The sequence below is a fragment of the Paraburkholderia sp. GAS42 genome (assembly GCF_050436565.1).
Classification (GTDB): domain Bacteria; phylum Pseudomonadota; class Gammaproteobacteria; order Burkholderiales; family Burkholderiaceae; genus Paraburkholderia.
In genome coordinates, this window is sequence record NZ_JBNDML010000018.1 from 92,533 (window position 1) to 109,747 (window position 17,215).

The window sequence follows — 17,215 nt, forward strand, 5'->3', positions numbered from 1 at the left end:
GCAAGCGCGATCAAATGCGCCGCATTCGCCACGGCTATGCTGGTTCCATGCTGACATGAGAGCTGGCATGAACCCCGTCGGAAAAGCACTCTGGTTTATCGAAAGTCACTTCGCAAGCGACATCACGCTCGACGATATCGCGACGAGTGGCTGCGTCACGCGCTTCCATCTGTCGCGCGCGTTCGAAGCCGCGACAGGTCGCACGGTGATGCGCTATGTGCGCGGCCGTCGTCTGTCGGAAGCGGCGCGCGCGCTGGCGAATGGCGCGCCCGATATCCTGGCGGTGGCCGTCGACGCAGGATACGGCTCTCACGAGGCATTCACCCGCGCGTTTCGCGACCAGTTCGGCGTCACGCCCGAAGCGGTCCGTACGCAAGGCAACGTGTGCAACATCGAACTCGTGGAGCCCATCAAAATGAACGAATCCTTTCTCGAAGACCTCGCGCCGCCGCGCATCGAAACCGGCAAACCGCTGCTTGTCGCGGGCCTGAGCGAGCGGTATCACTTCGAACACAGCGAAGGCATTCCCGCGCAATGGCAGCGCTTCGGTCCACACATCGGCAAGGTGCCGGGACAGGTTGGACAGATCGCGTACGGCGTCTGCTTCAACAACGACGACGCCGGCAATTTCGACTATCTGTGCGGCGTCGAAGTCACGGACTTTTCATCGCTGCCGGCGGATCTGGCGCGTGTGCGAATCGGCGAACAGCGCTACGCCATATTCACGCATCGCGATCACATCTCTGCGATCCGCCGCACATGGAATACGATCTGGAACAAATGGCTGCCGGAGTCCGGACACCAGGTCGCCGATGCACCCGTGTTCGAGTGCTATAGCGAGCAGTTCAACCCGACGACGGGCATGGGCGGCGTCGAACTCTGGGTTCCGCTGAAGTCGTGATCCATCGCGACTGAGGGCATGGCGCGCGGATCGCTACGATTCGCGCGCTGACAGCATCGTCTCGATCACGTTCGCCACCTGCGCGACGAGGCCATCGGTCTCATCAGCCGGCACACCCGCGTAACCGAGCACAAACCCGTTGTATCGCTCCGCATCCGGCGCCGGCAGGCAATAACCGCTGACCGGCGGCACGACGATGCGCCTGACGAGCGCCACCTTGCCGACTTCGACATCGGAAAGCGGCACGTCAAGCCGCGCGGTGAGATGCATGCCACCCGCGCCACCCGACACCGTCACGACGCCGCGCAAATGACACTCGATCGCTTCGAGCAGTGCCTCACGTCGTGCCGAATAGAGCCTTCGCATGCGTCGCAGGTGACGGCTGTACATGCCGCGATCGATGAAGTCCGCTAATGCGACCTGATCCGCCACGCGCCCGCGCCGCGAGATTTCGCCCATCGTCAGCGAAATTGCATCCGCCAGTTGTGCAGGCACAACCATGAAGCCGAGCCTGAGCGCGGGAAACAGCGTCTTGCTGAACGTGCCGACGTACACCACGGGCGTATCGGCCGCGAGCCCCTGCACCGCCGACAGCGGCGGTCCCTCGTGGCGGAACTCGCTGTCGTAGTCGTCTTCGATGATCCATGTACCGTGTGCGCGCGCCGCGTCGATCAACGCAACGCGCCGCTCCAGGCTCAGCACGCTGCCAAGCGGATACTGGTGCGACGGCGTGATATAGATCAGCTTCGGCGGCGACTGTTGCCAGTGAGCCGGCGTCGGCGCGATGCCGTGCGCATCCACGGGAATCGGCACGACGCGCAGGCCGGCCGCCTGAAGCGCGGCGCGCGCGCCGTTGTAGCCGGGGTTTTCGATCCATGCGATATCGCCCGGGTCTGCGAGCACGCGTGCGGCGACGTCGAAACTCGTCTGCGTGCCATCGGTGACGAACACCTGGTCGAGATCACAACGCACACCGCGCGACACCTTCAGATAGTCCGCGATCGCGCGGCGCAACCACGGATGCCCGTGACTTCCACCATAGCCGAGATCCGATGCATCGATGCCACGCCACGCGCGCTCCATCGCGGCACGCCATTGCGCGAGCGGGAATTCATCGAGCGCCGGAAGCCCGGGGCGAAACGCGACGAGCTCCTTCAACGCATCCCGATCGTTGCTCAACCCCGCCACGCGTTTCGACAACGTAGCGGGCAGCGGAGCGGCCGCGCACATGGACGACTGCTGCTGCAAACCCAGGTGCGCCACCACCGAACCGTGCCGGTCGGCTTCGAGAAAGCCCTCGGCGGCGAGCCGCTCGTACGCATACAGCACGGAGTTGCGCGCGATGCCGAGTTCTTCAGCCAGCACGCGCGTCGCGACGAGCCGCGTGCCCTGCGCGATCGTGCCGTCAAGGATCGCGCTGCGCAACGCTTCGTAGAGCATCCGCTGGCGCGGCAGCTTGCGGTCGTTCTGCTGTCGCGCGTACGCGGACAGAAGCAATCCAAGATCCATCGAGCTGTGGCTCCAGAGTTTAAGTGCATTGTGGGTCTACACGTAGAGCCACGAAAACCCTATTCTGCCAGCAGACCCCACACAAAAGGAACCCTGCAGATGGACATGAAGGCCACCGCCCCGAGCGAGCGCACCCGCGTGCGCCGCGTCGCTGAACGCGCCGGGTATGAGCGTGAGACGCTCAATGCGATCGTCGACGCCGCGCACATCTGCCACGTCGCGTTCACAGACGAACGTGGCGTGCACTGCATTCCGACGGCCTGCTGGCGCGAAGGGGATCATCTGTACATCCACGGCTCGAACGGCAGCCGTCTTATCAGGCAGGCGGCGTCGGGCGCGCAGATCTGCGTGACGATCACGCATCTCGACGGCCTCGTGCTGGCGCGCTCGGCGTTCCATCATTCGATGAATTACCGCTCGGCGGTCATTTATGGCGTCTGCGAGCGGGTTCCCGACGAACATAAGCCCGCGGTGCTCGACGCCTTCGTGGAAACCATCGCGCGTGGCCGTTCCCGCGAAGCGCGGCGCGCGAATTCGAAGGAACTGGCCGCCACGACCGTGCTGAGGATTGCGCTCGATGAGTACGCCTGCAAGGTCCGCACAGGCGGCCCGAAGGACGACGAGGAAGACATGAGCCTGCCTGTCTGGGCCGGCGTACTGCCGCTCGAACTCGCGCCGCGCCCGGCCGTGCCCGACGCCGGGTACGATCACACGCCCGACTACGTCGCGAACCGGGGTTGAACCACGACACGACGTGGTCGCGGTGTCCCGGCGTCGCTTCGTCGGCAATATGCGCTCCCGCGCCGATCGACGCGTCATCGCAGCTCGCACGCAGGAATCCGGCGCGACGCTGGCCGCCCGCCTCGCCGCGTTTTCGTATGGAATCCCAGCCTCGAACTGGCGAGCGGATCGCTGCTTGCCTGCCTGCACTGGACCCGTGCGCCCAGTCACCCGATTGGGCAAACACGCACCGCATTGCCGTCTTCTCCTGTCGTTTTCGGCCACGATCTGGCAACATCGATACTGGCCGGGGTCGACACGCTGATCGCACAATACAGCGTCGCCAACCCGGCTTTGCTGGCAGGCGCGGCCGCCGAAAGCACGTCCATGCAGCATCTTTTGTCTTCGATCGATCCCGCGGCGGCGAACGCGCTCGCGCAACTTGACGGTGCGCTAGCACTGTTCGTCGAACGTCTCGGCGTGCGCAGCGTGCATCCGCGTTTTCGTCTGAACTGGACGCTGGTCGCAAAAGACGCATGACCCGTGACGGCTGCACCCAGCAGCGCGGAGCGCCTGGAATGCTTGATGCTTGGAAAGACGATCCGCGTGTTGTTTTCCCTGGACCGTTCATCATTCTGGAGCGCGCTTATGACTACCGGACTCGCCACTGAGTTTTCGCATGTCCGTCCGCAGGACACCGCCTGGGAGGACCAGGGCTTGCGCGACTTCTTTCTGTATCGCGATCTCGGTATCGCGAAGGCGACGGGCGGCAAGGTGCTCGCGCAGCTCGTCAAGGCGAACATGGCACCAGCAGCAGGCACAGGCTGGCACCGTCATGAGGCCGACTTCCACATCGTGATCATGCTGAAGGGCTGGGCGCGCTTCATGTACGGCGACAAGGAAACACTCGTCGCCGCCGGCGACTGCGTGCATCAGGCTCCAGGCATCATCCACTACCTGTTCGATTATTCCGAAGATATGGAGTATCTGGAGATCGTCTCTCCCGCCGACTTCAAGTCGATCGATGCTGAAGGGCCGTGTGAGGTGCCGGCGGTCACGCCGTGGAAAAGCGAAGTGACGTAAAGACGCTGGCGAACCGCGCGCGATCTCATCGACGCGCGCGTGTTCGCGCGTTCTCGCGTTCGTGTTAAGCCAGGCGCTCAACCCACGCGATCGCCCGGCCTAATGCGAGGAAGCCGAATTACGCCGTAACGGAACGACGTTCGTCATGACGTCTGCTTCTTCATCAGTGGCGGGCGCGGCGGGCGCCGAACCCGGCGGCGGATTGACCAGCGACGAAGCCGCCAGCTGGATCGGTTGCGCGCGGGGGCTCACGACGACCGCACGCGGCTCATTGTCCTGAATCATGCTGCGCACGCGCGGATAGATATGCCGTTCCCAGCGCTTGCCATTGAACACGCCGTAGTGTCCGACGCCCGTCTGCACGTGATGCGTTTTCAGATACGGCCGCAGCTTGTCGCAGAGATCCTGCGCCGCCAGCGTCTGGCCGACCGCGCAGATATCGTCCTTTTCCCCTTCGACCGTCATCAGCGCCGTGCGACGGATCGCCGACGTATCGACGCGTCGTCCGCGCACTTCCAGCGCATGCAGCGGCAACGCATGTTTCTGGAACACGGTATCGACGGTTTCCAGATAGAAATCCGCGGTCAGATCCATCGTCGCGAAATATTCTTCGTAGAAGATCTGGATTGCGTCGGCTTTCATTGGATCGCCTTTCGCACGCTCGTAGTGCATCGTCGCGAACGAGTCCATATGGCGCTGAAGATTCATCGCCATGAACGCGTTCAGCTGCACGAAACCCGGATAGACACGCCGGCTTGCGCCTGCAAAACCGAACGGCACGGCGCTGATCAGGTTCTGCTCAAACCACTCGATCGGTTTGCTCTTCGCCAGCTCGTTCACGCGCGTCGGGTTGATGCGTGTATCGATCGGGCCCGCCATCAGCGTCATGCTGGCGGGCTGTGCAGGGTGATTGTCGGCGGCCATCAGCGCCACGGCGGCCAGCGCCGCGACCGTCGGCTGGCACACGGCCAGCAGGTGCGTGCCCTGACCGATGGTTTCGGTGAAGTCGATGACCGTCTGCACGAACTCGTCGAAGCCGAAGCGGCCCTGCGAAAGCGGGACGTCGCGCGGGTTGTGCCAGTCGGTGATGTAGACGTCGTGCTCGGCGAGCATCGTGTGGACCGTGCCGCGCAGCAACGTCGCAAAGTGTCCCGACATCGGCGCGATCACCAGCACGCGCGGTTGCGGCTGCGCGGGCGCGTGGTCCTTGCGGAAGTGCAGCAGCGAGCAGAACGGCGTCGCTGTGGAGACTTCCTCGACGACGGCAACGGCTTTACCATCCACTTCAATCGAATCAATATCGAATGGCGGCCGTTGATGCGTGAGACCCGACAGCGCAATCAGCTCGCATGTGGCGCGAAGCGACCGGCCGTGGGGCGTCTCGCCCATTTCTGGCCACAGCTTAAGCGTGCTGTTGACCAGCGATGCGCCGTGGCGAAACGGCTGCATCATATTGGCGAAGGCCTGGTAGGCGGGGTAGGACAGCGGATTCATGGCCCTTCGCACGGATGCTCTAAAAAAGTGATGACTGTAATGAGGCAATACGTATGCCAGGCGGCAGCATGGGCCCCCGAAGGCACCTGCAGTTGGCATGGCACTTGCGCGCTTTCGTGCAGGGCGCACGTTTTGCCGTGATCTGGTGCGCGCCGCGCACGATAACGTGCATGACAGACAGCACCGCGCATCGGTTGAGGAGATACGTATGGCCAACACCACGCTAACCATCAGCAGCAAGAACTATTCTTCGTGGTCGCTGCGCGGGTGGCTGCTCGTGAAGCTGAGCGGGCTTCCGTTCGAAGAAATCGTGATGCCAATCGACGATCCCGGCGCGCGCGCGGAACTGTTGCTGCTGTCGCCTTCCATTCTCGTGCCATGCCTGCTTCACGACGGCATCCGCATCTGGGACACGCTCGCCATTGCCGAATATCTTCATGAGATTCGTCCCGACGCGGGCCTGCTGCCCGACGGCCGCCGCGAGCGTGCGCATTGCCGTTCGATCTGCGGCGAAATGCATTCAGGCTTCGGTTCACTGCGTTCCGCGTTGCCGATGAACCTGAAAGCGCATTTTCCTGATTTCAAGGTGTGGGCGCGCGCGCAATCCGATATCGAACGGATTGTCGCGATCTGGCGCGACTGTCTCGCGCAATATGGCGGGCCGTTTCTGTTCGGCGCAAAGCCGACGGTCGCCGATGCGATGTATGCGCCGGTCGTGACGCGCTTCGTCACGTACGACGTGAAGCTCGATCCGGATATCGTCGCGTATGGGCAGGCGATACTCGCGCTGCCCGAGATGCAGGAATGGATCGCCGACGCGCAGAAGGAAGTCGAGGAAATCGACGAACTGGATGTGGAGTTCTGAGACTTCCGAACCTCGTCCTTCGCTTCGGACTGGCGCTGTCGCCGGAATCTCGCGTGCGTTGAGATGATGCACATCACGCCGATGGCGACCGGGACGGCCGCCATCGCCCATAACCGACCGCTTACACCTGCGCTGAACGCATCAGCCGGTGAATCCCTGCCGCAATTTCATCAACGTGCGTTTCCAGCGCGAAGTGACCCGTATCCAGAAACTCTACAGTCACATTGGGGTTGTCGCGACGGTACGCTTCGGCGCCCGGCGGAATGAAGAACGGGTCGTGCTTGCCCCAGATCGCGAGCGTCGGCGGCTTGAAGTCGCGGAAGAACGCCTGGAATTCCGGATACATCTTCACGTTTGAAGCGTAGTCCAGGAAGAGGTCGAGCTGGATGTCCTTGTTGCCTGGACGCTCCAGCAGCGCCTGATCCAGCGTGTACGACTCGGGCGCGACGTCGTCCGGATTCTTCACGCCGTGCGTGTATTGCCAGCGCGTGCCTTCGAGTGTCAGTACAGCATCGCGGATCACATTGCGGTTGGCTTCGCTCGGCTCGGCCCAGTAGCGGCGGATCGGATCCCATGCATCGCCCAGCCCTTCTTCGTACGCGTTGCCGTTCTGCGAAACGAGTGCCGACACGCGGTCCGGACACGCCAGCGCCAGACGAAAGCCAACCGGCGCGCCGTAATCGAATACGTACAGTGCGTAGCGCTGGAGATCGAGCGCATCCACAAACGCCCGAGCCGTTTGCGCCAGACCGTCGAACGTGTAGACGTACTCGCGCCCGGCCGGCACCGTCGTGAAACCGAAGCCCGGCAGATCCGGCGCGATCACGCGATATTGCGCGGCAAGACGCGGAATCAGATCGCGGTACATATGCGATGACGAAGGATAGCCATGCAACAGCAGAATCACCGGCGCATCGACCGGCCCCGCTTCGCGATAGAAAACGCTGACGCCGTCAGCTTCGACGCGCTTGAGCCCCACGCGGGAAATCGAAGGAACAGTGGCTTGCGCCGATAAAGCATTAGACATGAGGTTCTCCTGACAGGGATCGTTTGAAACCGCTAAAAACTAGGTAAAACGGTTACATCATAGCCCGGCGACGTAACTTGTCAAACTTATTTTTAACGGTTACAGTGGAAACACTGAATCAGGAACTGTCATGCTCTCTGCTCATACACACACTTTCGCGCCTGCACCCGGTGCCCGGCCGTCGTTCGTCGGCGATCACCCCGCGCTCGATATGCTCAACACGGTCGCCGTGGTCGATGACCAGATGGTCGACTTCTGGCAGACGGACGAGGACGTGCTGAACTGGCTGGGCGAAATGAATCTGGTGGTGCCTGGCGAAGCGCCCGCGCTCAAGCCGCTTGCGTTACGCGACGCGGCGCGCGGATTGCGCGAGCTCGTCCGCACGCTGCTGGCCCAGCGCAAAGCAGAGGAAACCGTGGAAATCGCTGCGCTGAATGACTTTCTGGCGCACGGGCACTACCAGACGCAGCTGGTAGCCGCGACGGACGGGAGCGTTCAGATCAGTCGCCGATACGAGGCGCGTTCGGCGGAACAGGTATTGATGCCGCTCGCGGAATCGGCGGCGGAACTGCTTGCAACGGGCGACTTTAGCCTCGTGCGCAAGTGCGAGCACCCGGATTGCGTGCTGCATTTCTATGACCGCACCAAGTCGCACCGGCGGCGCTGGTGCAGCATGGCGATGTGCGGCAACCGGCACAAGGTTGCGCAGTTTCGCCGTCGGCAGGAGCAGTAAGTTGACGTGGCCCGAACGGGCTGCCCTAAGCGGTCGCTTCAAACGCTTCGGCCGTCTCACGCACTAGCGTCGCCACCAGTTCAGCCGCCGGCATCGCGCGCGACAAACGCACCGCCTGACCCGCCCAATGCGCCGCGTATTCGTAATTGCCCTGCGCTTTGGCCGCGGCGTGCAGAGCCTTGCCGGCATCATAGGCGATAGGGTAATCGGGGAACGGTGGGCGCCCCGCAGCACGTCCCAGTTCGGCGATGCGGTTCTGGATTCCCCGCGCCGGCCGGCCGGAAATGGATGTGATCAATGTCGTCCGGACCGCCGGATCAACGATCGCCTGACGATAAGCCGCATCCGCAGCCGATTCCGGTGACGCGACGAAAGCCGTTCCAAGCTGCACCGCCTGCGCGCCAAGCGCGAGCATGGCCGCGATGCCCGCGCCATCCATGATGCCGCCCGCTGCAATCACTGGCAGGCTCGTTTGCCGGACCAGAACGCGTACCAGCGCGAGGGTACCGAGCGCTTCGTCGGGCTGTTCGGGATCGAACATGCCGCGATGGCCGCCAGCCTCGATGCCCTGCGCCACGATCGCGTCGATGCCCGCCCGCTCGATTTGTGCTGCTTCATCCGGATTCGTCGCGTTTGCCAGCAGGACGATGCCCGCGTCGTGCAGACCTTCGATGATGTGCGGCTTCGGCAGGCCAAAGTGAAAGCTCACAACCGCCGGACGCTCTTCGACGAGCATCGCCAGCATGGCGTCGTCGTCGACCGCGCTTTTGTAGATTTCGCGCAGCGCCTTCGGCGGCTCGGCGCCGAAACGTGCGAACTCCGGTGCCAGGTAGGCGAGCCAGCGCGCTTCGCGTTCCGGGTCGGCGGTGGCGGGCGCATGCACGAACAGATTGATGTTGAACGGCTTGCTCGTCAGCGCGCGCGTCTCGCGAATCATCGCGCGTGCGCCTTCGACCGTCGTCGCGCCGACGCCGAGCGAGCCCAGTCCGCCCGCATGCGACACCGCCGCGGCCAGCGCGGGCGTGCTCACGCCCGCCATCGGCGCCTGGATGATCGGCACGCTGATGCCGAGCTTCGCCAGCAGCGTGGTGGAAGTGTTGGACGGGTTCATCATCGGCTCCTTTATTTAGACCGATTATCCCTGTATCAGCGCGCGGCCGCTCTCTGTCTGGCGCGCGCCGTCGTCATGGTTTCGGCGGCAAAGATAAAACGCGATTGCAGGAAGCGCCGGGCGGCACTTGCTGCAAGGAACCGGACGTGTGTTCTGGCTCCCGCACGAACCACTATACTTATGTCGTTCTCAGCGATAAATCCGGCAATTGGAAAATTTGTTCATACATCGTGTAATGAATACGAAACGGCAATTCGACGACCTTCTGCTGGGCAGCATCGAGCTGTTCTGTCGGGCGGCTGAGCTGGCGAGCTTCACAGCGGCAGCTACTGCGGCGGGCGTGACACCCGCTGCGGTGAGCCGTTCGGTATCGCGTCTGGAAGAGCGGATGGGCGTGCGGCTGTTCGTGCGAACGACGCGGCAGATTCGTCTGACGGACGCCGGTCGCACGTATTTCGAGCAGTGTCGCGACGCGCTGGCGCAACTCGTCGACGCCGAGCGGCAGGCGACCGGCGAGCAGTCCGCGCCCGCCGGCAAGCTACGCATCAGCATGCCGACACCGTATGCGCATTACCGCGTGCTGCCACTGCTGCCGGAGTTTCGGGCCCGCCATCCGCAAGTCCAGGTCGACGTGCACATCAGCAACCGCAACATCGATTTCGCCGAGGAAAGCTACGACCTCGCGATTCGCGGACGCGCGCCCGACGAATCCAATCTCATCGCGCGCAAGCTGGAAGACGCGGAACTGGTCGTGGTCGCAACGCCGGGCTATCTGGCGCGCGCGGGCACGCCCGCCTCGCCCGACGACCTCACGCAACACGACTGCGTCCAGTTCGATCTGCCAAGTAGCGGACGCCGCATCCCGTGGCTTTTCACCGATCGCGAGACAGGCCAGATGGTCGAACGCCCAACCGAGGGCGGTTATTCGAGCGGCGGCGACGTGCTGGGTGGTGTGACGCTAGCGCGTGCCGGCGCCGGCCTGTTTCAGACGTACCGCTTCGTGGTGGAGCGCGATCTGCGCGAAGGTTCGCTGGTGGAAGTGCTATCGGCGTTCGGCGGCACATCGAGGCCGTTCGTGCTGCTGTATCCCCACGGACGGCATCTGTCGCTGCGGGTGCGTAGTTTCGTCGATTTTCTGGTTGAGAAGCTCGCGCACCGAGGCCTGCTGCAGCGCAATCCTCAAGGCACGCGTCAGGCGTCCTGAACGATTGTGCCTTGATGGAAAACGATCTTCCAGTCGGATCCGGCACGCTGCCAGATCGTTGAACGCCTTGTCTCGCGTGCGCCTTGACGCAACGAATAGGTCAACAGATAAATGTCGGCGGCGAGACGCTGGCAATGGAAGTCGCAGCTCTCCCAGTCGTCATCGAGTGGCGGCGACGCATAGCGGCGTTCGAGTTCGTCGAGCACGAACGCGCGGCTGTAACGCCGGCCCGACGCGCCCGTTTCCCAGAAGCCCTCAGCAATCATCCGCTCGAAGTCTGCACGCGTACTGCCCCACTCCGGACGATGAAAAATCGGCTCACGGCTCGCCAGGTCGTCGCGAATGGCGATGAGGTCCGGTTCGGTGATGCGGGCGGGTTCGCAGGAGGCGTGCGTCATGTCAGAAACTCCGGCAACAGTCTTCCAGAGTATGTCACGGTCAGGCGGATGTGCGCAGCAGTGTGTCAGCGCCTGCGTCTCGCGCGGGTCGGCCGGGCGCCGGTAACGCTCGCCGCGCATGACGCCATTGCGCCATTGCAGGGCCAATGCTCAGCTGTGCTTGCCCATCGCAGCCGCACGCTCCAGCAGCAACTCACGCTCGCGCGCGTTTCGCGTCATCGCGGCCGCACGCTCGAACTCGATGCGCGCCTCTTCCTGACGACCGAGCTTGGCGAGCAGATCGCCGCGCACGCTCGGCAGCCAGTGATAGTTCGCGAGCGCGCCTTCGTCGCCTAACGCATCCACGATGGGCAGTGCTTCCTGCGGACCGAACGCCATGCCGATTGCGACCGCCCGATTCAATTCGACAACCGGCGAAGGCGACACCTCCGCGAGTGCATCGTAGAGCGCGACGATGTGCGACCAGTCGGTTTCGGCAGCGGTGCGCGCGCGCGCGTGGCACGCGGCGAGCGCGGCCTGCAACGTGTACGGTCCGCTCGCGCCGCCCAGCGAGAGCGATCGGTCGAGCGCCGCGAGCCCGCGACGGATCAGGAGCGGATCCCAGCGGCTGCGATCCTGGTCGAGCAGCAACACGGGACGGCCTGACGCGTCCGTTCGCGCGTGCATGCGCGACGCCTGGATTTCCATCAGCGCGACGAGACCATGCACTTCGCTCTCACCCGGCGTCAGTCCTTCGAGTACACGGCCGAGCCGCAGCGCTTCGTCGGTGAGCGCGGGGCGCGTCCAGTCGTCGCCGGCCGTGGCCGAATAGCCCTCGTTGAAAATCAGGTAGATCACTTCGAGCACCGAATCGAGCCGCGCCGCCCGTGCGTCAGCCTGCGGCACTTCGAACGGCACGTGCGCCGCCGCGAGCGTGCGCTTGGCGCGCACGATGCGCTGCGCGATGGTCGGCTCAGGCACGAGAAACCCGCGCGCGATTTCATCTGTGGTCAGGCCGCCGAGCAGACGCAGCGTCAGCGCAACGCGCGCGTCAGTCGAAAGCACCGGATGACACGCCGTGAAAACGAGCCGCAACAGGTCGTCGCCGATATCGTCTTCGCGCGCGGCATCGAGTCCGTCGACGAAATCGGGCACAACATGCGTCTCCAGCGCGTCCATGTCGCGCCCGAGTTCTTCGTGCTTGCGCGCGTGCAGCGCCTGCTGACGTAGCCAGTCGAGCGCGCGATTCTTCGCTGTCGCCATCAGCCAGGCTCCCGGGTTGGCCGGCACGCCCGCGTCGGGCCAGTGTTCGAGCGCGGCGATGAGCGCGTCCTGCGCGAGCTCTTCGGCGCGGCCCACGTCGCGCACCATGCGCGCGATGTGGGCGATGACCTTGGCGGATTCGATCCGCCAGACCGCCTCGATGGCCCGATGCGTGTCCGTCGACGTCACGACGGGCCTCAGGGCGCGCCCGCCGCGTTCGGGTCCATGTACACCAGTTCCCAGATGTGGCCGTCGAGGTCCTCAAAGCCGTGGCCGTACATGAAGCCATGATCCTGCGGCGCACGCGGCGCCGTGCCGCCGGCGGCGACCGCTTTGGCGACCAGTGCGTCGACCTCCGCGCGGCTTTCGCACGAGAGGCACACCAGGCATTCGGTCGTCGCTTTCGCGTCGGCGATCGGCTTGCCTGTGAAGCCCTTGAAGAAGGGTTTGACGAGAAGCATCGCGTGGATGTTTTCGCCAATCACGAGGCAGGCCCCTGAATCGTTGGTGAACTGCTTGTTGAAGTTCAAGCCCAGCGCGCTGAAAAACGCCATCGATTTCGGCAGGTCGTCGACGGGCAGATTCACGAAGATCTGTTTATGCATGAGGGATCTCATTAAAGGTTGGGTGTGCGTGTTACTGCTTCTGCTTCTACTTCTGCGCCTGCGGTTTGCGGGTCCGTCCGAGCATTCCGTCGGGTTCGAAGTCTTCCGCCTCGTAGAGCTCGCGCACCTCGATCTCGCCGTCGGCGTCTTCGCCGAATGGCGCGGGGAAGCGGCGCGCCCATTCCATCGCTTCTTCGCGGGAACGCGCCTGGATCAGCGTATAGCCCGCGATCAGTTCCTTCGTCTCCGCGAACGGGCCGTCGATCATGGCGCGCTTGCCACCGGAATATTTGATGCGCCAGCCTTTCGACGTCGGTCGCAGGCCGTTCGCATCGAGCAGCACGCCCGCTTTCGCGAGTTCTTCGTGGTACGTCCCCATGGCGTTCAGCACGGTGTCGTCGTCGGGCATGACGCCAGCTTCCGATGTCGCCGTCGCCTTCACAATGATCATGAATCGCATCGCAGTTCTCCCTGGCTGGTCAGAAAAGCCGTTCGTTTTTCGGCTTCTGCATGCACGACGAATCACGCGGGGCAGGATCGACACGCGAATGACCGCGCCAGGGAATTCCCTTAGCCGCGAAGAAGGACGCGCGAAGGCTTCAGTCCCAGCAGGGGCCGACCTTGCGGACTTCGATCGTGGACCAGGATGCCGCCGGACATTCCCCGGCAATCGCGACGGCTTCCTTCAACGTCTCGCAGTCGATGATGAAAAAGCCGCCGATCATTTCCTTCGCCTCGGCGAACGGACCATCGATGACCTTGCTCTGACCGTTGCGCACCTGGACACGTGCGCCTTTCGCCTGTGAGTTCAGCGATTCGACGCCGCGCAGCACGCCGCGCGACTTGAGGTCTTCGGCGAAACGCACCATCTGGTCATAGACTTCGTGGCCCTGTTCGAGCGTGCGCTGTTGGCGCTGTTCGATGGGCTCGACGATGAGCAGCATGTAAGACATGGAGCCTCCGCAAATTCATGCGACGCGGTATGCGTCGATGCGACCGGCGATGAATCGCCCGGACGATGTGCGAAGGCAGTCTAGCAAGCGAAGGGGAGGCGCGCAAAAGTGTTATGCGCGACTGCACGAGCACTGCGCGCCAGCAATGAAGGGAGTACCCCGCTAACGGCGTGACTTCGTGATGGCGTTAGCGTTAGCGTCAGCGGGGTTTCACGCGGCGGAATTACTGCGACGTCAGTCCGCCATCGACGCTCAACACCTGTCCCGTGATAAACGACGCGCGGTCTGACAACAGAAACAGCGCGGCCTGCGCGACTTCCTCCGGTTCCGCGACCCGCCCAAGCGGATGCATCGACGTAAGGGGATGTTCGCTCTCGCCGCTCTCGCCCTTGACGAACGAACCTTCCGTCATCGGCGTGCGCGTGATGGCCGGGCTCACGACGTTGACGCGCACGCCCTTCGACGCCATTTCAATCGCAGCCGAGCGCGCGAGCGCGGTCAACCCGCCTTTGCTCGCGCTGTAGATCGCCAGGCCCGGAACGAACACTTCCGCGAGCACCGATGAGGTGAACACGATCGAGCCGCTGCCCTGACGCGCCATGATCGGAAGCTGGCTCTTCAGGACGTTGAATCCGCCCTTCAGGTTGATATCGATGACGCGGTCCCACGTTGCTTCGTCCTGCTCTGCCAGCGGCCCGCGTCCCGCGCTGATGCCGAAGTTGTTAAACGCGCAGTCGATGCGACCGTGGCGGCGCATCACTTCTTCGGTCATCGCGGCGACGCTCGCGCCATCCGCAACGTCCGCGGCGATAAACGAAGCACGGCCGCCCTTCTCGCGAATCTGCGCGACCACCGCATCGCCTTCCGACTGACGGCGGCCAACCACGACGACTTCCGCGCCTTCGTCCGCAAACAGCGCCGCGGCAGCCGCGCCAATACCCGATGTTCCGCCTACGACCAGTGCGATCTTGTCCTGAAGCATGCCCATTTGACGGCCCCTATAAATGACGAATGAAATCTATTTATAGATCACCGGGAGAACAGGCGGACAAAAGCCGCGAGCACGAAGCAATGCTCCCTGCCCAGGTACTGCGCGACGTGATGTCGCGTCAGAAAACGGGCCAGCGTGTATCGCAGGCCCGTTTTTCGTCATACGCGAGAGCAAAGCTCAAGCCGCGACGCCCTTACCCACGCCGTAACGCGCGGCCGGGCGGCTGTGCGACAGATTCGGCCCGAGCGCGAGGCGCGCGTCGTTGGCCTTTTGCCAGTCGGCCGCCTCCGGCAACGACGGAATCGTGACGAGTTCGCCCTGGTCGAGACCGGCGAGCGCGGCGTCGACCATATCGGCCGCCGACATCACCCACGCCTCGGGCAGCGCCGACACCGGTGTCCCCGCGCGATCCCAGAATTCCGTGCTGGTCGCGCCCGGCAGAACGGCCTGCACCTGCACGCCGTGCCCGCTGACTTCGTGATGCAGCGACTGCGTCAGGTTCAGCACGAACGACTTCGTGCCGCTGTACACGCCGTTCAGCAACTCCGGCGAAACCGCGACGATCGAAGAAATGTTGATCACGATCCCCTTGCCGCGCGCGACCAGACCCGGGACCGCCGCCGAGGTCAGCCGCGTCAGCGCGACGACATTCAGCTGGATCATGCTTTCGAGGCTGTCCGGATCGGAATCGATCAGCTTGGACGTCGCGCCGACGCCAGCGTTATTGACCAGCATCGTGATGCCCGCGTCGGAGCGCAGGCGTGCCTCGATGCGGCGTAGATCGGCATTCGCGGTCAGGTCGGCGGCGAGTGTTTCGACCGTGCGGCCGGTTTCCTTCGACAGTTTGTCCGCGAGGTTCGCGAGGCGTTGCGTATCGCGCGCCACCAGGATCAGGTCGTAGCCGCGGCGCGCGAGGCGATCCGCGTAAACCGCGCCAATCCCCGACGATGCGCCCGTGATCAGCGCCGTGCCCTTGTTCGATGACGTTGCCATGTGAATCTCTCCTTGAGGCGCCGGCACTCATCCATGCGCGGCGCCCATCATGTTGATCAATAAGGGAATATCGCCCCGGTTGGTCGCCTTGTCGGGCGGCTTCCGGTGTTGACATGGGAGAGTCTAGGCGCGTATCTTTGTGTCTCAAATGACGTATTTACCTCGTTTTGAGACATTGCTGAGGGTGGTGTAATGAAGCGAATCGGCGTGGTGGTTTTTCCAGGATTCCAGATTCTCGACATGGTCGCCGTGTCGGTGTTCGAACTCGCCAATCTCGGGGCGGATAGCCCGGCGTACGAGATCGAAGTCATTTCGGAGCATGGCGGCCCGGTGCGTAGTTCATCAGGCGTGCAGGTCGAATCGAAAGCGTTCGACGATCCGTCGTACGACACGGTCGTCGTCACCGGCGCGATGTTCCTCGAGCCTTCTTCGCCCGGTCTGTGCGCGTTTCTGAACCGCGCGCTGGCGGCATCCCGGCGCACCACGAGCATCTGTACCGGCGCGTTTGTGCTCGCCGAAGCCGGCATTCTCGACGGCAAGCGCGTCACGACGCACTGGAGCTTCGCACGCGAACTGCAACACCGTTTTCCAAAGACGAAAGTCGACGACGACCGCATCTTCATCGTCGACGGTTCGGTGTGGACGTCGGCGGGCATGACTGCCTGTATCGATCTGTGTCTGGCGCTCGTCGAGGCCGATCTGGGCGTCGAGGCGTCGCGTTCGATCGCCAAAAAGCTCGTGGTCTATCACCGTCGCACGGGTGGGCAGTCGCAGTATTCCGCCATGCTCGATCTTCAACCGCGCTCCGACCGCATCCAGACGGCGCTGACATGGGCGAAAGATCATCTGCGCGAGCGTCTCTCGGTCGAAACGCTCGCGGAAGTCGCGCATCTGAGTCCGCGCCAGTTCAGTCGCGCATTTCGCGACGAAACGCGGCAGTCGCCAGCGAAAGCCATCGAAAACCTGCGCGTCGAAGCGGCGCGCTCGATGATCGAAACGGGGCGTCACTCGCTCGAAACCGTCGCTGCGGAGACCGGGTTTGTGGATACGGAGCGCATGCGTCGGGCATTCCTGCGCGCGTTCGGTCAACCGCCTCAGGCAATCAAGCGCGCGGCGCGTGCCTGAAGAGCCGGGCCGGAGCGTGCTGGTCGCAGGCGATCTCGCAGCGGGCTGGCTAGTGCGGCCTTTCTGCGATGCGCAAAGCTGTGAGCTCGCGTACTACGTCGTCCACAAAGACGCGCGTGGCCTCCCGCCCGCGGTTGTCGCCGTCAAGGAATGGCTTCTCGCCGAAGCCGCCATCGACTGATTACCCCCGCCTGTCCGTCCCGATCCCAGTTGTAAGCGCGCTTACTAAATACCCACATAACGCATGGCTTTGTTGCGAAT

Annotated in this window: 20 protein-coding genes; 9 read left to right on the forward strand and 11 right to left on the reverse strand. The window is 63.6% G+C overall.

Features of this window, described 5'->3' with window-relative positions; translation table 11 throughout:
- The first annotated feature begins 67 nt into the window (after window positions 1–67).
- Window positions 68–901, forward strand: coding sequence for an AraC family transcriptional regulator (locus P3T16_RS24685; protein ID WP_429344278.1), 834 nt, complete (start codon window positions 68–70; stop codon window positions 899–901).
- A 33-nt stretch (window positions 902–934) separates the two neighbouring features.
- Here the strand turns inward: P3T16_RS24685 and P3T16_RS24690 are convergent, their stop codons facing one another.
- Complete coding sequence (locus P3T16_RS24690; protein ID WP_429344279.1) at window positions 935–2,410, reverse strand: PLP-dependent aminotransferase family protein; 1,476 nt, start codon at window positions 2,408–2,410, stop codon at window positions 935–937.
- Window positions 2,411–2,509: 99 nt separating this feature from the next.
- Between P3T16_RS24690 and P3T16_RS24695 the strand changes: the two genes are divergently transcribed.
- The 3 genes from P3T16_RS24695 (at window position 2,510) to P3T16_RS24705 (ending at window position 4,213) form a co-directional block, all read left to right on the forward strand.
- Entirely contained in the window at window positions 2,510–3,151 is a 642-nt protein-coding gene (locus P3T16_RS24695) for a pyridoxamine 5'-phosphate oxidase family protein (RefSeq protein ID WP_429344280.1), read from the forward strand.
- 234 nt (window positions 3,152–3,385) lie between these two features.
- The gene (locus P3T16_RS24700; protein ID WP_429344281.1) at window positions 3,386–3,670 is read left to right on the forward strand and encodes a hypothetical protein; all 285 of its coding nucleotides are present in this window, start codon (window positions 3,386–3,388) and stop codon (window positions 3,668–3,670) included.
- A gap of 108 nt (window positions 3,671–3,778) precedes the next feature.
- Window positions 3,779–4,213: a cupin domain-containing protein gene (locus P3T16_RS24705; protein WP_429256214.1), complete on the forward strand. Its 435-nt coding sequence runs from the start codon at window positions 3,779–3,781 to the stop codon at window positions 4,211–4,213.
- A 99-nt stretch (window positions 4,214–4,312) separates the two neighbouring features.
- Here P3T16_RS24705 and P3T16_RS24710 read toward each other — a convergent pair whose 3' ends face one another.
- Entirely contained in the window at window positions 4,313–5,707 is a 1,395-nt protein-coding gene (locus tag P3T16_RS24710) for a polyhydroxyalkanoate depolymerase (RefSeq protein ID WP_429344282.1), read from the reverse strand.
- A 208-nt stretch (window positions 5,708–5,915) separates the two neighbouring features.
- On the opposite strand from P3T16_RS24710, the gene P3T16_RS24715 reads away from it, so the two are divergent.
- Entirely contained in the window at window positions 5,916–6,572 is a 657-nt protein-coding gene (locus tag P3T16_RS24715) for a glutathione S-transferase family protein (protein WP_429344283.1), read from the forward strand.
- A gap of 121 nt (window positions 6,573–6,693) precedes the next feature.
- Here P3T16_RS24715 and P3T16_RS24720 read toward each other — a convergent pair whose 3' ends face one another.
- The gene (locus tag P3T16_RS24720; RefSeq protein ID WP_429344284.1) at window positions 6,694–7,599 is read right to left on the reverse strand and encodes an alpha/beta fold hydrolase; all 906 of its coding nucleotides are present in this window, start codon (window positions 7,597–7,599) and stop codon (window positions 6,694–6,696) included.
- Between the two features lie 130 nt (window positions 7,600–7,729).
- Between P3T16_RS24720 and P3T16_RS24725 the strand changes: the two genes are divergently transcribed.
- Window positions 7,730–8,332 carry a CGNR zinc finger domain-containing protein gene (locus P3T16_RS24725; RefSeq protein WP_429344285.1) on the forward strand — a complete coding sequence of 201 codons (603 nt, stop codon included), beginning with the start codon at window positions 7,730–7,732 and terminating at the stop codon, window positions 8,330–8,332.
- Between the two features lie 25 nt (window positions 8,333–8,357).
- Here P3T16_RS24725 and P3T16_RS24730 read toward each other — a convergent pair whose 3' ends face one another.
- On the reverse strand, window positions 8,358–9,443 hold the full coding sequence (locus P3T16_RS24730) for an NAD(P)H-dependent flavin oxidoreductase (protein WP_429344286.1): 1,086 nt from the start codon (window positions 9,441–9,443) through the stop codon (window positions 8,358–8,360).
- A gap of 235 nt (window positions 9,444–9,678) precedes the next feature.
- Here P3T16_RS24730 and P3T16_RS24735 point away from each other — a divergent pair, with 235 nt between their 5' ends.
- Window positions 9,679–10,647 carry a LysR substrate-binding domain-containing protein gene (locus P3T16_RS24735; RefSeq protein ID WP_429344287.1) on the forward strand — a complete coding sequence of 323 codons (969 nt, stop codon included), beginning with the start codon at window positions 9,679–9,681 and terminating at the stop codon, window positions 10,645–10,647.
- Here P3T16_RS24735 and P3T16_RS24740 read toward each other — a convergent pair.
- The 7 genes from P3T16_RS24740 to P3T16_RS24770 form a co-directional block, all read right to left on the reverse strand.
- The gene (locus P3T16_RS24740) at window positions 10,635–11,045 is read right to left on the reverse strand and encodes a DUF4440 domain-containing protein (protein ID WP_429344288.1); all 411 of its coding nucleotides are present in this window, start codon (window positions 11,043–11,045) and stop codon (window positions 10,635–10,637) included. The genes P3T16_RS24735 and P3T16_RS24740 overlap by 13 nt on opposite strands.
- Before the next feature lie 150 nt (window positions 11,046–11,195).
- Window positions 11,196–12,476: an RNA polymerase sigma factor gene (locus tag P3T16_RS24745; RefSeq protein ID WP_429344289.1), complete on the reverse strand. Its 1,281-nt coding sequence runs from the start codon at window positions 12,474–12,476 to the stop codon at window positions 11,196–11,198.
- Between the two features lie 8 nt (window positions 12,477–12,484).
- Window positions 12,485–12,892 carry a VOC family protein gene (locus tag P3T16_RS24750; protein ID WP_429256223.1) on the reverse strand — a complete coding sequence of 136 codons (408 nt, stop codon included), beginning with the start codon at window positions 12,890–12,892 and terminating at the stop codon, window positions 12,485–12,487.
- Between the two features lie 46 nt (window positions 12,893–12,938).
- On the reverse strand, window positions 12,939–13,352 hold the full coding sequence (locus P3T16_RS24755; RefSeq protein WP_429344290.1) for a YciI family protein: 414 nt from the start codon (window positions 13,350–13,352) through the stop codon (window positions 12,939–12,941).
- Between the two features lie 139 nt (window positions 13,353–13,491).
- The gene (locus P3T16_RS24760; protein WP_429256225.1) at window positions 13,492–13,845 is read right to left on the reverse strand and encodes a YciI family protein; all 354 of its coding nucleotides are present in this window, start codon (window positions 13,843–13,845) and stop codon (window positions 13,492–13,494) included.
- Window positions 13,846–14,068: 223 nt separating this feature from the next.
- Entirely contained in the window at window positions 14,069–14,833 is a 765-nt protein-coding gene (locus tag P3T16_RS24765; RefSeq protein ID WP_429256226.1) for an SDR family NAD(P)-dependent oxidoreductase, read from the reverse strand.
- A 180-nt stretch (window positions 14,834–15,013) separates the two neighbouring features.
- Window positions 15,014–15,829: an SDR family NAD(P)-dependent oxidoreductase gene (locus P3T16_RS24770; protein ID WP_429344291.1), complete on the reverse strand. Its 816-nt coding sequence runs from the start codon at window positions 15,827–15,829 to the stop codon at window positions 15,014–15,016.
- A 192-nt stretch (window positions 15,830–16,021) separates the two neighbouring features.
- Between P3T16_RS24770 and P3T16_RS24775 the strand changes: the two genes are divergently transcribed.
- Window positions 16,022–16,954, forward strand: coding sequence for a GlxA family transcriptional regulator (locus P3T16_RS24775; RefSeq protein WP_429256228.1), 933 nt, complete (start codon window positions 16,022–16,024; stop codon window positions 16,952–16,954).
- Entirely contained in the window at window positions 16,947–17,135 is a 189-nt protein-coding gene (locus P3T16_RS24780) for a hypothetical protein (protein WP_429256229.1), read from the forward strand. The genes P3T16_RS24775 and P3T16_RS24780 overlap by 8 nt, the downstream gene beginning before the upstream one ends.
- The last annotated feature ends 80 nt before the right edge of the window (window positions 17,136–17,215 follow it).

Bases quoted from the DNA above. Each gene is read 5' to 3' on its own strand.
- P3T16_RS24730 (WP_429344286.1), bottom strand. From the start codon at position 9,443: ATGAACCCGTCCAACACTTCCACCACGCTGCTGGCGAAGCTCGGCATC.
- P3T16_RS24725 (WP_429344285.1), top strand. From the start codon at position 7,730: ATGCTCTCTGCTCATACACACACTTTCGCGCCTGCACCCGGTGCCCGG.
- P3T16_RS24695 (WP_429344280.1), top strand. From the start codon at position 2,510: ATGGACATGAAGGCCACCGCCCCGAGCGAGCGCACCCGCGTGCGCCGC.
- P3T16_RS24715 (WP_429344283.1), top strand. From the start codon at position 5,916: ATGGCCAACACCACGCTAACCATCAGCAGCAAGAACTATTCTTCGTGG.
- P3T16_RS24720 (WP_429344284.1), bottom strand. From the start codon at position 7,599: ATGTCTAATGCTTTATCGGCGCAAGCCACTGTTCCTTCGATTTCCCGC.
- P3T16_RS24710 (WP_429344282.1), bottom strand. From the start codon at position 5,707: ATGAATCCGCTGTCCTACCCCGCCTACCAGGCCTTCGCCAATATGATG.
- P3T16_RS24740 (WP_429344288.1), bottom strand. From the start codon at position 11,045: ATGACGCACGCCTCCTGCGAACCCGCCCGCATCACCGAACCGGACCTC.
- P3T16_RS24685 (WP_429344278.1), top strand. From the start codon at position 68: ATGAACCCCGTCGGAAAAGCACTCTGGTTTATCGAAAGTCACTTCGCA.
- P3T16_RS24690 (WP_429344279.1), bottom strand. From the start codon at position 2,410: ATGGATCTTGGATTGCTTCTGTCCGCGTACGCGCGACAGCAGAACGAC.
- P3T16_RS24760 (WP_429256225.1), bottom strand. From the start codon at position 13,845: ATGTCTTACATGCTGCTCATCGTCGAGCCCATCGAACAGCGCCAACAG.
- P3T16_RS24775 (WP_429256228.1), top strand. From the start codon at position 16,022: ATGAAGCGAATCGGCGTGGTGGTTTTTCCAGGATTCCAGATTCTCGAC.
- P3T16_RS24755 (WP_429344290.1), bottom strand. From the start codon at position 13,352: ATGCGATTCATGATCATTGTGAAGGCGACGGCGACATCGGAAGCTGGC.
- P3T16_RS24750 (WP_429256223.1), bottom strand. From the start codon at position 12,892: ATGCATAAACAGATCTTCGTGAATCTGCCCGTCGACGACCTGCCGAAA.
- P3T16_RS24735 (WP_429344287.1), top strand. From the start codon at position 9,679: ATGAATACGAAACGGCAATTCGACGACCTTCTGCTGGGCAGCATCGAG.
- P3T16_RS24705 (WP_429256214.1), top strand. From the start codon at position 3,779: ATGACTACCGGACTCGCCACTGAGTTTTCGCATGTCCGTCCGCAGGAC.
- P3T16_RS24770 (WP_429344291.1), bottom strand. From the start codon at position 15,829: ATGGCAACGTCATCGAACAAGGGCACGGCGCTGATCACGGGCGCATCG.
- P3T16_RS24765 (WP_429256226.1), bottom strand. From the start codon at position 14,833: ATGGGCATGCTTCAGGACAAGATCGCACTGGTCGTAGGCGGAACATCG.